Annotated in this window: 14 protein-coding genes and 3 pseudogenes; 13 read left to right on the top strand and 4 right to left on the bottom strand. The window is 67.2% G+C overall.

The features are described 5' to 3' along the window. Positions 1-177 precede the first annotated feature (177 nt). From BLT81_RS01765 to holA, 9 genes are all read left to right on the top strand, one after another. Positions 178-1,470: a glutamate-5-semialdehyde dehydrogenase gene (locus BLT81_RS01765; RefSeq protein ID WP_019193280.1), complete on the top strand. Its 1,293-nt coding sequence runs from the start codon at positions 178-180 to the stop codon at positions 1,468-1,470. Between the two features lie 87 nt (positions 1,471-1,557). Next, the gene (locus BLT81_RS01770; protein ID WP_231286557.1) at positions 1,558-2,511 is read left to right on the top strand and encodes an alpha/beta hydrolase; all 954 of its coding nucleotides are present in this window, start codon (positions 1,558-1,560) and stop codon (positions 2,509-2,511) included. Positions 2,512-2,562: 51 nt separating this feature from the next. Then, complete coding sequence (gene nadD, locus BLT81_RS01775; RefSeq protein ID WP_081582820.1) at positions 2,563-3,180, top strand: nicotinate-nucleotide adenylyltransferase; 618 nt, start codon at positions 2,563-2,565, stop codon at positions 3,178-3,180. Positions 3,181-3,254: 74 nt separating this feature from the next. Next, positions 3,255-3,743 carry a ribosome silencing factor gene (gene rsfS, locus BLT81_RS01780; RefSeq protein ID WP_040420680.1) on the top strand — a complete coding sequence of 163 codons (489 nt, stop codon included), beginning with the start codon at positions 3,255-3,257 and terminating at the stop codon, positions 3,741-3,743. 64 nt (positions 3,744-3,807) lie between these two features. After that, entirely contained in the window at positions 3,808-4,485 is a 678-nt protein-coding gene (locus BLT81_RS01785; protein WP_040420679.1) for a histidine phosphatase family protein, read from the top strand. Beyond that, positions 4,482-5,333: a DegV family protein gene (locus BLT81_RS01790; protein ID WP_019193275.1), complete on the top strand. Its 852-nt coding sequence runs from the start codon at positions 4,482-4,484 to the stop codon at positions 5,331-5,333. The genes BLT81_RS01785 and BLT81_RS01790 overlap by 4 nt, the downstream gene beginning before the upstream one ends. Before the next feature lie 123 nt (positions 5,334-5,456). Beyond that, positions 5,457-6,131: a helix-hairpin-helix domain-containing protein gene (locus BLT81_RS01795; RefSeq protein ID WP_040420677.1), complete on the top strand. Its 675-nt coding sequence runs from the start codon at positions 5,457-5,459 to the stop codon at positions 6,129-6,131. A gap of 22 nt (positions 6,132-6,153) precedes the next feature. Next, on the top strand, positions 6,154-7,677 hold the full coding sequence (locus BLT81_RS13195) for a ComEC/Rec2 family competence protein (RefSeq protein WP_081582819.1): 1,524 nt from the start codon (positions 6,154-6,156) through the stop codon (positions 7,675-7,677). Positions 7,678-7,695: 18 nt separating this feature from the next. Continuing rightward, a complete protein-coding gene (gene holA / locus BLT81_RS01805) occupies positions 7,696-8,625 on the top strand; it encodes a DNA polymerase III subunit delta (protein ID WP_019193272.1) in 930 nt (309 codons plus the stop codon). Here holA and BLT81_RS13050 read toward each other — a convergent pair. Beyond that, positions 8,622-9,090, bottom strand: a pseudogene (locus BLT81_RS13050) (integrase core domain-containing protein); the annotation flags it as partial. The gene holA and the pseudogene BLT81_RS13050 overlap by 4 nt on opposite strands. A 123-nt stretch (positions 9,091-9,213) precedes the next feature. Here BLT81_RS13050 and BLT81_RS01820 point away from each other — a divergent pair. The 3 genes and pseudogenes from BLT81_RS01820 to BLT81_RS12520 form a co-directional block, all read left to right on the top strand. Further along, positions 9,214-9,399 (top strand): annotated as a pseudogene (locus tag BLT81_RS01820) (IS256 family transposase); the annotation flags it as partial. Then, positions 9,399-9,740, top strand: coding sequence for a hypothetical protein (locus tag BLT81_RS01825; protein ID WP_019193270.1), 342 nt, complete (start codon positions 9,399-9,401; stop codon positions 9,738-9,740). The pseudogene BLT81_RS01820 and the gene BLT81_RS01825, both read left to right, overlap by 1 nt. Positions 9,741-10,170: 430 nt before the next feature. Next, positions 10,171-10,368, top strand: a complete 198-nt coding sequence (locus BLT81_RS12520) for a hypothetical protein (protein ID WP_155860770.1) — start codon at positions 10,171-10,173, stop codon at positions 10,366-10,368. Between the two features lie 31 nt (positions 10,369-10,399). Here the strand turns inward: BLT81_RS12520 and BLT81_RS01835 are convergent. The 3 genes and pseudogenes from BLT81_RS01835 to BLT81_RS01845 all read right to left on the bottom strand — a co-directional run bounded on the left by BLT81_RS01835 (position 10,400) and on the right by BLT81_RS01845 (position 12,175). After that, a pseudogene (locus BLT81_RS01835) lies at positions 10,400-10,970 on the bottom strand (recombinase family protein). A gap of 10 nt (positions 10,971-10,980) precedes the next feature. Further along, positions 10,981-11,784 (bottom strand): nucleotidyl transferase AbiEii/AbiGii toxin family protein, encoded by an 804-nt coding sequence (locus tag BLT81_RS01840; protein WP_019193266.1) that lies wholly within the window; start codon positions 11,782-11,784, stop codon positions 10,981-10,983. Then, positions 11,777-12,175: a transcriptional regulator gene (locus BLT81_RS01845; RefSeq protein ID WP_155860769.1), complete on the bottom strand. Its 399-nt coding sequence runs from the start codon at positions 12,173-12,175 to the stop codon at positions 11,777-11,779. Before BLT81_RS01845 ends, BLT81_RS01840 begins: the two co-directional genes overlap by 8 nt. 441 nt (positions 12,176-12,616) lie before the next feature. On the opposite strand from BLT81_RS01845, the gene BLT81_RS13340 reads away from it, so the two are divergent. Further along, positions 12,617-12,994 (top strand): DUF4258 domain-containing protein, encoded by a 378-nt coding sequence (locus BLT81_RS13340; protein WP_172812365.1) that lies wholly within the window; start codon positions 12,617-12,619, stop codon positions 12,992-12,994.

Raw genomic sequence — 12,994 nt, forward strand, 5'->3', positions numbered from 1 at the left:
CACCAGAACCCCAAAAACGGAACCCTAAAAATCCACGAAAACTGGCCCCCGGGGCGGATATTGGGTGTTCTGTTTTTAGAGTTTCGCTGCGGCGTCCGTGCTGCGGCGCCCGTACAGCGCGCGCCAGCGGAGCAAACCACGGAACATCCCCGCGCCTGCCCCGGTTAAGCTGTCACCATGACTGATGCGACTGTGACTCCGGACCGGGCCGCGGAGCGCGAGGAGGTGCTGGCCATGGCGCGCGCCGCGAAAGAGGTGGCGCCGGTGGTGGCGGCGCTTGGCGCGCCGGCGAAAAACGCTCTGCTTCTGGCGGCGGCGGGCGCTCTGGTGGAGCGCGCGGCGGAGATCCTCGCGGCGAACGCGGGTGACGTCGAGGCGGGCAGGGCCGCGGGGATGGGCGGCGCGCTCGTCGATAGGCTTCTGCTCGACGAGTCCCGCCTGGCCGGCATCGCGGGCGGCCTGCGCCTGGTGGCAGGGCTGGCGGACCCGGTGGGCCAGGTGCTGCGCGGGCACACGATGGATAACGGCATCCGGATGCGCCAGGTGCGCGTCCCGCTGGGGGTGATGGGCATGGTCTACGAGGCGCGCCCCAACGTCACCGTCGACGCCTTCGGCCTCGCGCTGAAGTCGGGCAACGTGGCGCTTTTGCGCGGCTCGAGTTCGGCGCGGCGCTCGAACGAGGCGCTGGTCACGGTGCTGCAGGACGTCGCCGAGCAGCACGGGTTGCCGCGCGAAATCGTGCAGCTGGTGCCGTCTGCCAGCCACGATTCGGTCCAGGACCTCATCACGGCACGCGGGCTTGTCGACGTCATCATCCCGCGCGGCAGCTCCCGCCTCATCGAGTCGGTGGTCACGGGCGCGACGGTGCCCGCCATCGAGACGGGAAGCGGCAACTGCCACTTCTACGTCGACGCGGCCGCCGACCTCGACAGCGCGATCGCGATGCTCATCAACGGCAAGACGCGGCGCTGCTCGGTGTGCAACGCGACGGAGACGGCGCTTCTCGACGCCGCCTTGCCCGCCCCCGACAAGCTGCGCGTGGTCCGCGCGCTGCAGGAGGCGGGGGTGACGGTGCACGGGGACGTCGATACGCTCGCTGCGTTCGGGGCTGAGGGCGTCGTGCCGGCGACGGAGGAGGATTGGGCCGAGGAGTACCTCTCGCTCGACATCGCGGTGGCGGAGGTTGACGGCGTCGAGGGCGCGATCGACCACATCGCGCGGTACTCGACGGGCCACACTGAGGCGATTGCCTCGCGCGACGCGGAGACGCTGGCGCGCTTTGCCAACGCCGTGGACTCCGCGGCGGTCATGCTGAACGCGTCCACTGCGTTTACCGACGGCGAGCAGTACGGTTTCGGCGCCGAGATCGGCATTTCGACGCAGAAGCTGCACGCGCGCGGGCCGATGGGCCTGCCCGAGCTGACGAGCACGAAGTGGATCCTGGAAGGGCAGGGGCAGACGCGGCCCTAAAACGAGCCTGGAGCCTGGCTGCGCGGAAACTGTGCATGGGCTTTATGATGTGGAGGTCACACCCGCCTAGTCATTGAGGATACGACCGTGACCTCACTTCGCCGCATGTTTTCTGTCCGCTCGTGGCGCCTGCGCGCTGCTGCCGCCGTCACCGCCGCTGCCGCCTGCGTGACCGCGACGCTTGTCCCGCTCGGCCCCGCCCCCGAGGCGCAGGCTCAGCAGCACTGCCCGGCGGCCGCCGTCATCGCCGCGCGCGGCTCGAGGCAGAACAACGCTGTTGTCCGCACAAGCTACTCCCGCCAGGCGGGCTGGGTATCCAACGGCTGGGAGGGCGAGACCATCCGGGCGTTTTTGCGCCACGCGGAGGGGCGCTACGCCGCCACGCACGGCGGCGCGTCGCTGATGCGCGACGTTGAGGTCCTTGGACTGGAGCCGAAGTACTACCCGGCGACGTTCCCGGAGTACGACACGCCAGCGGTGGCGGTTCCCGCGACGATCCTCCAGGCTCTCGGCCTGGCGGTCCAGTACGCCAACCCCGTCCTCATGACGGCGCGCCGGGCGGGCACCGAGTTCCTCGATTCCGTCAATGCGGGCCGCACGGGCGTGATGCAGCTGATCAACGACTACGAGGCCTCCACCGGCTGCCGCCCCAGCTACGTGCTGGTCGGCTTTTCCCAGGGCGCGATGATCCTGCTCGAGCACGAGCGAGAGCTCGCCCGCCGCGGCCAGCTCGCCGGCGTGGTCTACTTCGGTAACCCCAACACCGCCGCCGGCGACCCCTCCACGGTGGGAGTTCCGGGCGGCGGCGCCGGAGGAATGCTCGGCTTTCTGCCCTTCAACACCCGCACCGCGGCCGCGACGCCGAACCGCGTGAACTACTGCCTGCCGCTGGACGGCGTGTGCGATCTCTCGCCGCAGACGCTGGCGGGCTCCCGCGGCAACGGCGGAAACCACGGCCGCTACTTCCTCGCGCCCTCGCCGTGGGATAACCAGGTGTCGGACTCCTTCGGCCGCTTCATCGACCAGGTGCGCTACCACTAGACTCTGAATGTTACCTGGATTGTGGGACACGGCCCGATACACTAAAGGCCCATGACGCAGACAGGCTCCCCCCGCCGACGCCGGATTGGCGTGATGGGCGGCACCTTCGACCCGATTCACCACGGCCACCTTGTCGCGGCGAGCGAGGTCGCGGACCGTTATGGCCTCGAGGAGGTCCTCTTCGTCCCGACGGGTCAGCCGTGGCAGAAGGAGGACCGGAAGGTGAGTGATTCCGAGGACCGCTACCTTATGACGGTCATCGCGACGGCCTCGAACCCGCGTTTCAACGTCTCGCGCGTCGACATCGACAGGCAGGGGCGCACCTACACCATCGACACCCTGACCGATCTGCGCGGCCAGTACCCGGACGCCGAGCTGTTCTTCATCACGGGCGCCGACGCGCTCGGCTCGATCATGTCGTGGCACCACTGGGACAAAATGTTCGAGCTGGCCGAATTCGTCGGGGTGACCCGCCCGGGCTATGAGCTGCGCGAGGACATGCTGCCCAACGAGCACCAGGAACGGGTGCACCTCATGGAGATCCCGGCCCTGGCTATTTCCTCCACGGACTGCCGCGAGCGCGCCCGCGAGGGCCGACCGGTGTGGTACCTGGTGCCCGATGGGGTGGTGCAATATATTGCGAAAAACAACCTCTACACCGGCCCATAAGTGGCAGGGGAGGGGGCCGACATGCGAGAATGACCGCAGCGACGGACCACTTCGGAGATAAGGAACTTCTACATTTGACTGCTTTGCACACCTCCCGTGACCAGGCTGCCGTGGCCGCGCGTGCCGCTGACGAGAAGCTCGGACGCAACATCGGGGTCATCGACGTCTCCGATGTCCTGGCTATCACCGACATCTTCGTCATCGTCTCCGCGGACAACGAGCGCCAGGTTGCCGCGATCACGGAAGAGGTCGAAGATGAGATGACCGCGGCGGGCTTCGAACCGAAGCGCCGCGAGGGCAACCGCGAGATGCGGTGGGTGCTGCTGGATTACGGCTCCATCGTCGTCCACATCCAGCGCGACGCGGAGCGCGAGTTCTACGGCCTCGACCGCCTCTACGCCGATTGCCCCGTTATCGAGGTCGAGGGCGTCGAACCCTACCAGCGGCCCGATTTCTTCGACGAGGGCGCAGACGGGTCCGCCGTGCGTAGGGTCGACGACATCGACGACCTCCCGCTCGCCGGTGAGGGCCCCGGCAACGGCGACGACGAGTACCTGTACTAGGGGCTCGGAGCCAGGGCTAGGGCCAGAGCTAGGGCCAGGCAGGCCAGCGAGAAGGAGAGGGACAATGAGCAGACGACTCATCATGCTGCGTCACGGACAGACGGAGTACAACGCCGTGCGCCGGATGCAGGGGCAGCTGGACACGGTGCTCTCGGAGAGGGGCGTCGAGCAGGCCCGCGCCGCGGCACGCCAGCTCACGGGGGCGGGCGTGACCCGCATCGTCTCCTCCGACCTCGCCCGGGCGCGCCGCACCGCGGAGATCGTCGCCGAGGCGCTCGGCGTCGAGGTCACCGAGGATTCTCGTCTGCGCGAGACCCACCTGGGCGAGTGGCAGGGGCTCACCCACGAGCAGGTCGATAGCGTGCACAAAGGTGCGCGCGCCCACTGGCGCAACAACTCCTCGTGGGCGCCGCCGGGCGGGGAGAGCCGACTAGAGGTGGCGCAGCGCGCTCGTCCGGTCGTCGATGAGCTCATTGCGTCGTACCCGCAGTGGGAGGACAACGCGGTGCTGATCGTGGCCCACGGCGGCACGATTTCCGCGCTGACGTCGAACCTGCTGGGCTTCGGCGACGACCAGTACCCGCTGCTCAAGGGGCTGGATAACGTGGCCACCTCGCGGGTGCGCGCCCTGCCGCGCTACACGGGCTTTCCGGAGGGCGGCGACCCGGACTATAACCCCGCCGACCCGGCACAGGTGGCGTGGTACCTCGACGCGTGGAACCAGGGGCTCAGCGACTCATGACCGTGCGTATTGTTGTTGATTCTGCCGCGGGCATCCCCCAGCGAATCGCAGAGCAGCTGGATATCACCGTCGCGCCGCTGCACGTGACCGAGGAGGACGAGGGCGCCGTGACCAGCGCCTTGTCCGCCATCGAGCTCGCCGCGGTGTACGCGCGCCAGCTCGAGCGGGGCGGCGACGACGGGGTGGTGGCGCTGCACATCTCGAAGAACCTCTCGTCGACGTGGTCGGCGGCCGTGTCCGCCTCCGCCGTGTTCCCGGGGACGGTGCGCGTTGTGGAGACGGGCACCGCGGGAATGGCGATCGCCGCGGCGGCGATGGCCGCGGCCTCGATCGCGCGCAACGGGGCCAGCCTCGACGAGTGCGAGGAGATGGCGAAGGCGACGATCGCGCGCTCGCAGACGTGGCTGTACCTGCACCAGCTCGAGGGGCTGCGCAAGAGCGGCCGCTTGTCGACGGGCACGGCGATGCTCTCGGCAGCACTCCTGGCCACGAAGCCGATCCTGCGCGTCAATGAGGGAAAGCTGGAACTCGCTGGCAAGACTCGCACGCAGACGAAGGCCTTTTCCAAGCTCACCGAGCTGGTGCTCGAGCGGGCTGACGGTGCGCCCGTCTTCGCGGCGATCCAGCACAGCGAGGCCGAAGAGGCGGCCGAGGCGCTGGCGCACACGCTGAGCGAGGTGCTTCCCCAGGGTTCGAAGATCATGGTCGAGCCGCTCGTCGAGGTCATCGGCGTGCACACCGGCCCCGGCGCGGTGGGGCTGTCGGTGGTGTTCTCGGAGGACGACACCCCCGACGATGCTGCTGACGCCGACGACGCTTCGGGCGCCGATACCACGGACGCCTCGTAACCGTCGCCCCGCCGCGGTGCGCTGTGGATAACACCGCGCGGTCGGTGACGGGTCAACGCACGTATCCACAGGCGCAGCGCGGGCCGTCGCCCTGCGGGGCCGGGGCGCTTAACGTTCGGTGGCATGAGCGTTCCAGCTGCTTCGCGGGCCATCGCCCGCCTCACAGACCTCACCCGGCCGACGGGGGAGGAGGACGTCATGCACGTCGATTACCCCTCGCCACGCCTGGAGGTCGAGCCACGCCAGGCGCTCATCCTTATCGCCGTTGTGCTCGCCGCGGTCATCGCGTGGCTGGCGCTGCGCCCGGCCCCGCCGGAGGCCGAGGCCGCGTGGGAAGAGATCCCGGCGGCCCCGACATCCCCGACGGTCACAGCGCCGCAGCAGGTCGTGGTCTCCGTCGTCGGCGCCGTAGATACGCCCGGCCTGGTCACCCTGGAGCAGGGGGCACGCGTCGCCGACGCCCTCGCCGCAGCCTCTCCGAGGCCCGAGGCCGACCTCGTGAGCCTCAACCAGGCGCAACTGCTTGTCGACGGCCAACAGATCCACGTCCTGGCCGTCGGCGAGGCCGCGCCGGCCCCGGCGCCAGCGCCGGCCGCTGCAGCCGGCGGGCTCGTGTCGCTCAACACCGCTGCGGCGGCTGAGCTCGAGGCACTGCCCGGAATCGGCGCCGCCACCGCCGCGGCGATCATCGCCCACAGGGAGGCGAACGGCCCGTTTTCCAGCGTGGATGCGCTGCTGGACGTGAAGGGGATCGGCCCGGCGAAGTTTGAGGCGCTGAAGGACCTGGTGTCGGTGTAGAGCGCGTGGGGGAGGGACGGTCGTGCAGGAGCTGCGGTTACTCCCGGCGGCGGCGGTGGTGTGGGCGGCGGCCCTGGTGGCGTTGTGTGTTGCCGGATGGGCGGGGGCACTCGTGGCGGCGGGGGCGGCAGGCGCGGCGCTGGCGGTGCGTGCGTGGGGCCAGGCGGTGCTCGTCGGCGGGCTCGGGGCGACCTCAGCCGCGGTGGCGTGGGCGCGTGTGCACGCTGCGCGCAGCGCAGAGTTCGCCGGCGAACTCACCGGGCGCGTCGCCGAGGCCCCGCGCGGGCTGTCCACGGGCGGCTACCTCGTGCGAGTACACGTGCGCGGCTATCCCGGCCCAGTCCCGGTGTTCGCCCGCGACGTGCCGGAGGACCTCGTGGCGGGTACCACGGTGCGCGCCGTGGGCGACGTCGGCGAGAACACGTGGCCCGGCACCGTCGCCCACACCCTCAGCGGGCGCGTCGAAGTGCTCGCCCCGCCGCAGGGGATGGCGGCGCTCGCAGCGCACGTGCGCGCCACATTCGTCGAGTCCGTCGCCGCGCACGTGGTGCCCGGCGCGGACGGCGTGATCCCCGGGATGGTGCTGGGTGAGACGTCGCTGCAGACCCCGGCCGACACGCAAGCCTACATCGACAGCGGGCTGTCGCACCTGAGCGTGGTCTCCGGCAGCAACGTCGCCATCGTCACCACTGCGGCCGTCGTGTGCGCGGCGGCGCTGCGCTGCGGCCTGCGCGCCCGGATCGCGCTCGCGGGGGTGGCGCTGCTGAGCTTCGCGGCGCTCGTTGGCCCGGAACCGAGCGTGCTGAGGGCGTCGGTCACCGGCCTCGTGGGCCTCGTCGCTGTGGTGTCCTCGTCTGTCGCCGAACCGGTCCACGCGCTCAGTCTTGCGGTCGTGGGGCTCGTCCTCGTGGATTCGAACCTGGCCGTCAGCTACGGCTTCGCGCTTTCGGTGGGGGCCACCGCGGGGATTGTTGTGCTCAGCCCGTTCGTCTACCGGGCGCTGGCACCGCTCGGGTGGCCAGACATCCTGACCCGGGCGCTCGCGGTGGCGATTGCCGCGGACGCGGTGACCGCGCCGCTCGTCGCGCTCATGGCGGGGCGGGTCTCGCTTGTGGCGGTGGCGGCGAACCTCCTTGTCGCGCCCGTCGTCGCCCCGGTGACGGTGCTCGGACTCGCCGCGGCGCTGCTCAGCCTCCTTCCGGGCGGGCTGGAGGTGCCGCTGCTGCTTGCCATCGAGCCGCTCGCGTGGTGGGTGCACGCCGTGGCGACGGCGGCCGCCAGCGTGCCCGGTGCCACGGCGGTTGCCTCGCCCCTTCTCGTGCTCGTCGCCTACGGGTGGGTCGGTGCCGGCCTGTATGCGGGGCGACCCGCGGCGACCCTCGCCACCGCCGCCGCCCTGCTCGCAGCCGCCGTCCTCGGGGCCTGCGTCGCCGCCCCCGCCCCGCTCCTTTCAGACCCGGCGCGGGTGCGCCCCTACGTGGTCAGCACCGAGGACGCTGTTGAGCTGGAGACGGGCACACCGCCAGCACGGGGCGGGACGGGGTGAGCCGATATGATAGGCCGCATGCTCAACCCCGTTCACCTCGTCCTCGGCGAGGACCAGTTCCTCGCCGAGCGTGCCACCGCCGCCATCATCGATGCCGCCAACCCGGCTGCGGAACTGACCAAGCTGCGGGCCGGCGATGTCACCGAGGGCGAGCTCATCATGGCGACGAGCCCCTCGCTGTTTTCGGAGGACCGCATCGTCGTGGTGGAGCACGCGGAGCAGGCGGGCAAGGAGTCGGCGCAGCTTTTGCTGCAGGCGGCGGCGGACCCCGCGCCTGGGATTGTCCTCATCATCGAGCACACCGGCGGGGGGCGGCAGAAGGCGATGGTGCCCAAGTTCTCGAAAGTCGCCGAGGTGCACGCGGTGGACCCGCTGCGCGACAGGGAGCGCCACACGTGGGTGACCAACGAGTTCCGCCGCCACGGGGTGCGCCCCACCCCCGACGTTGTCGCTGCTCTTCTCGAATCGGTGGGCTCGGACCTGCGCGAGCTCGCCTCAGCGGTGGATCAGCTCGTCGCGGACACGGAGGGCGAGCTCACCGTGGCCAGCGTGCGTGCCTACTACACGGGGGTGGCGGAGGTCTCCGGCTTTGATATCGCGGAGCAGGCGGTGGCGGGCCGCGTGGGCAAGGCCTTGGCGTCGACGCGCCGGGCGCTGCAGATCGGGGTGAGCCCAGTGGCCATTGCGGCGGCGCTGGCGCTCAAAGTTGGCGATATCGCCCGGCTGTACAACACACGCGGCAACCCGAACGAGCTCGCGCGCACGCTGGGGATGCATCCCTTCGCGGCGAAGAAGGCGATGCAGGCGGCGCGCGGCTGGTCGGGTGAGGCGGTGTCCGAGGCGGTGATTCTCATCGCGGACCTCGACGCGGAGGTGAAAGGCCAGGGCGGTGACGAGTACTTCGCTCTCGAGAACGCGGTGCGTAGGATCGCTGAGCTTGCCCGCTAGGTGTACTTCCCCTTGAGGTTGTGAACGCGTTGTGCGGGGGTGAGGCCGTCGATGGCGGTGTGGGCTCGATGGTCGTTGTAGTCGTGGATGAATTCCGTATACGTCTGCTGCCGGGCCTTTTCGCTGGGGTATGGGCGGATGTAGGCCCATTCCTTTATGAGTGTGCGGTTAAACCGCTTGACCTTGTCGTTGGTCTGCGGCCGGTACGGCTTGGTATAGACATGCTTGATCGCACCTAGGGCAGCGTTGAACGCCGTGGAACGGTAGCAGGCTCCGCATATCTGTCATCACCCGTGTGATCTCGACGCTGTGAGCGGAAAAGAACGCGCAGGCACGCTGCATAAACCCGGCGGCGGTGTGCTTCTTTTCGTCAGGAAGGATCTCCGAGTACACCATCCGTGAGTAGTCATCCACGGCGTGATGCAGGTAGGAATATCCCCCGCCCCGCGGGCGCACCAGCCTGCCTTTGTGCGGTGTGGGCGCGACCCGCCCGGCGATGCTGTTCAGAGCCACGCCCGTGCACGCGCCAGCCGAGGGTGTCAGGAGTTTTGTGTGTGAGGCTCTGATCCAGAAGGAGTTTCACTGATAATGACTACTGTGTCACCGAAGAAAGGCTATGACCCGAGCAGGGTCAATGAGATCAGCGCGAAGCTGATGGAAAACCCGGAAATCGCCGAGCTGATCGGCGAGCTATCAACCTCCGTCGACGATGCCAGCGACCTGGTCAGCTCCGTGTGTTGTGTAAGGTTCGAGGTCGGCTTAGCGTCGAAGATATGACGGAAACTGGGAAGAAAAAACCAACACGGGCGACGATTGCCAGGCAGCGGGCGCGTGAAGCCATGCGGGTGGAGGCAGCCCGCCAGAAGCGCATGGAAGTCGCCCTCGTGTCGGCGTTTTCCGCCGTCGACGCCCACGAGGAAGCGATGATCAAGCTGGGGGAGGCGGTCGTGGAGCTGAAGGATTTGGGTGAGTCGCTTCCGTCGATCGCCGACCGGCTGCACGTCGACAGGAAGGTCGTGACGGACGCCTGGCCGTTGTGCCGACCTGAGCCGGCGGTGGATGCCGCCAACGATGACGCCGTCGATGAGTCCCCCGATGAGGCCGCGGAGAGCTAGTGGGATGAGCTGTGACGCATGAGGGCCAGGAGCGGTGCAGCGGACCCGGGTAGGGGTTGTGTTGAGGTAGTGCTTCCGGGACTGGAGGTCCATCGGACTGAGGTGCCGACCGGGCGCCACGCTGCCGTCGACTCGACCTTGCCGATTGATGACCGCGCCATTGCGGCGTTCGAGTCGAGAGTCATCCGATCACCGGGTTGCTGGATTTGGGTGGGGGCCGTATCTTCCCCCGACGGGTACGGGCGGTTCACATGGCAGCGCGCTGGACGACGACGGACCTTATCCGCTCACTGCTTTGCCTTGGAAATGAGCATCGGTCATGAAGCGATGGCATCAGTGTCGGCATGCGAGCATGTGTGCAACGAACCACTGTGTGTCCGCGTTGATACCCGTCATGTTGTCGCTGGCAACCAAGCAGACAATCTCGCCCATGCGATCGCCACCGGCCGCCGGTCAAGTCCACAATGGAGACCAGCTCACCGTTGACTCGGCGCGCCGGGTGGAACGTTCCCTGCATGTGCGCGCGGCATTGGAAGACGGGTGGGACGCCAGGGCCTACGCGGTGGTCACGTCAATGTCGGCGCCGGATCCGAACCAGCTGGATCTCTTTCTCGACGGCACCGTGTAAGAGACCAACGTCGAGAGGGGGCAGACGGGGGCTACGCTGTGTCGCACCGGTCGAGTAGTCGACCGATGGTGCGGCGTGAGACGCCGTAAAGCGCGGCGATGTCGGCGCGCGTGTGGCGGGCGTCGGCGGCGAGCTCGCGGACGTGGCGTTGTTGGGCGGCGGTGAGTTTTGGCTGCCGCCCCTTTAGCTTCCCTTGGGCACACGCAATGGCTATGCCCTCTCTTGTGCGCGCCGAAATGAGATCCGCCTCGAACTCCGCAACCATGGCAAGGGTCGTGAACATGAGCTTGCCGACAGGGCCCGGTGGGATCATAGACGGAACCGCCGAGGTTCAACGCGATTTGTTGAATGGCCAGGCCCGCTGCGATGGCGGCGGCGTCGGGCACCGAACGGGCGAGGCTGTCGAGTTTGGTGACGACGAGTGTGTCGCCGGCACGGCAGGCGGCAATGGCTTGATCCAGGCCGGAGCGGTCACGGGTGCGCCCACTGAGTCCATGGTCTGTGTAGATCCGATCCTCGGCGACGCCGAGGCGCCGTAGGTGCTCGCGCTGAGCTGTGAGGTCTTGGTCGTCCGTCGAAACTCGTGCATAACCAATGAGCATCGAAACAACCTCACTCAAGTTCGCGGGACGAGTCGACGACAGGTGGCCCGGGCTCCGCTCTGGGGGCGGCGGACGAAGAATCTTTGAAGCGCTCGGGTTGCTGTGCCAGGTGGTGCATGTCGTCGATGATCTGATGAAAGGTGGATGATTGGGAGTTCGGCTCAGGTGGTGTTTCGATGTCGTCGGCCCATTGGGTGAGGCGTTCCTGTATCAGTGCAAGGTCTGCGGCGGAAACCCTGTAGGCGGCAACCGTCTCGCTGGAGAGAACGCGAACTTGGCGCAGCTGGAGCGCGAACGTAGCTCGGTCAAAACCCGGATCAGTATTCTCCGCGATCTGAAGCAGCTCCTCGTCCGTAAAGCTGCCAGCGCGGCGGATTGCATCGACGTCGAGAAAGTCACGTGGATAGCCGCGCGAGTATAGTGCCGTGATCTTGCTTCCCATCGCGTCAGTGGGAGCTAGTACCGGCCCGACGTCGAGGAACACGGGTGACGCAGATCGCCAGTCAATCCCAAGATCAACGTCGATAACGTCGCCGTCGGCACTGGCGACCTGGATGCGTCGAAAGCCCGGATTGGAGGTCAAAACTTCGACGCTGAAGCCGCGCTCCCGAAGGTGAGCGATGGCGCTGTCGACGGACTCTTCGAACTCGTCGGCGTGTTCCATGACCGTGAACACGTCGATGTCTTCAGTCGGACGGTCAACGATTCCGTGTTCGCGGAGAGCACCGGCTCCTGCAAGCGCGAAACCAGCGTCGGCCGTGACTGACAGAAGCAGCTTGGCGATCCTGCGCTGAACCGCGGCGTGGTTACGCATGGCCGGCGGCCAGCTCGGGGAACTTGTTTTCCCAGAGGGCGCGGACGCGCGCGGGAAGAATCAGATGGGGCCAGTCGTTGATCAAGTGGTCACGGTTCAAAAGCGCGATCTGCTGCTCTACATTGCCTTCGTTGAGCACTTCCTTGTACGCCTCCCGGCGAAGGGGCGCGTTGCCCAACGGGACACGGCGCGCAGGTTCAGGCAGCCAGCGAATCGAGTGCGGCAGTGCAAGCGTGCCCGTCGCGGGGCCGCTAATGGAGTCGAACGTGTCTGGTACTGCGTAGGGCTTCAGGTCTGCGAAGCGGATACGCTGCGAAGACCCCGACGGCATTGACCGGGCCATGATGAATTTCTCCTCCCAGCGTTCAGTGGCTACTTCATTCTCACACACTGTGGGCGCATAGGGTACCTAAGCGCCCAGTCGTATCCTCAAGTCGAGTTGTCGATGACGGTGGTCGGTTGATGGGCGGTGAGGGATGGCTATCTGCCCGACTGTTCGGCGGCAGTCCGGCTCTCAATGTCAGGCGGCGGTGATTTCAGAAGGCCGATTCGTTAGGTAGGACGAAGTTGTCTCCCCCCGATCGTGTCTAGGTACTTGCGTGAGTAGCGCAATTCTGCCTCGGCGAGTCTAGGCCTTGAGGTCAGCGTTTTCCCTGGTTAAGCGATGTGGGCCTGTCTTTGGCGGGTAAGAGCTGGGCATGGGGTCATCCACGGGGGGCTGTATCACCCCCGCCAGTAAGGACATCATAGACCAGTGGAATTACTTATGACACGCTCGGTGCCAAGGTAGTGCTCATTCAAACCTATGGAGGAAGCTATGAGAATGCGCCGGATGATCTCCGCCGTGGTTTGTGCTTTCGTGATCGGATCGCTGGTCTCGCCCATTGCGAGTGCGAGACCTGTATCGGAGCTTGCAGCTGCGGCGCCTTCCGTGCAGTCGGCCCTTGGAGGGGGTGACGTTCAAGTCACTCCTTTTCATGGAGCACGGCCGCCGAACTACATTGCCGGCTACACGCCGCACGCGTTGGACCGGATGCGGAAGAGGGGCGTTTCGAAGTCGATGGTCGAGGACGCGGTCTCTAATCCGAAGCGTTATGGTTGGGACAAAAGGCACAACACGTGGCAGATCACGGATCAAAAGAGTCGAATCATTGTCTCCTTGAATGATAATGCCTGGGTTGTGACTATCCTTGTAATCAAGAGGGCGTGA

Origin of the sequence: Corynebacterium timonense, from assembly GCF_900105305.1 — a bacterium.
Lineage (GTDB): Bacteria > Actinomycetota > Actinomycetes > Mycobacteriales > Mycobacteriaceae > Corynebacterium > Corynebacterium timonense.

Coding starts and splice junctions, on each gene's coding strand:
- BLT81_RS01765 (WP_019193280.1), top strand. CDS start 178: ATGACTGATGCGACTGTGACTCCGGACCGGGCCGCGGAGCGCGAGGAG.
- nadD (WP_081582820.1), top strand. CDS start 2,563: ATGACGCAGACAGGCTCCCCCCGCCGACGCCGGATTGGCGTGATGGGC.
- BLT81_RS01785 (WP_040420679.1), top strand. CDS start 3,808: ATGAGCAGACGACTCATCATGCTGCGTCACGGACAGACGGAGTACAAC.
- BLT81_RS01790 (WP_019193275.1), top strand. CDS start 4,482: ATGACCGTGCGTATTGTTGTTGATTCTGCCGCGGGCATCCCCCAGCGA.
- BLT81_RS01795 (WP_040420677.1), top strand. CDS start 5,457: ATGAGCGTTCCAGCTGCTTCGCGGGCCATCGCCCGCCTCACAGACCTC.
- holA (WP_019193272.1), top strand. CDS start 7,696: ATGCTCAACCCCGTTCACCTCGTCCTCGGCGAGGACCAGTTCCTCGCC.
- BLT81_RS01825 (WP_019193270.1), top strand. CDS start 9,399: ATGACGGAAACTGGGAAGAAAAAACCAACACGGGCGACGATTGCCAGG.
- BLT81_RS12520 (WP_155860770.1), top strand. CDS start 10,171: ATGCGATCGCCACCGGCCGCCGGTCAAGTCCACAATGGAGACCAGCTC.
- BLT81_RS01840 (WP_019193266.1), bottom strand. CDS start 11,784: ATGCGTAACCACGCCGCGGTTCAGCGCAGGATCGCCAAGCTGCTTCTG.
- BLT81_RS13340 (WP_172812365.1), top strand. CDS start 12,617: ATGATCTCCGCCGTGGTTTGTGCTTTCGTGATCGGATCGCTGGTCTCG.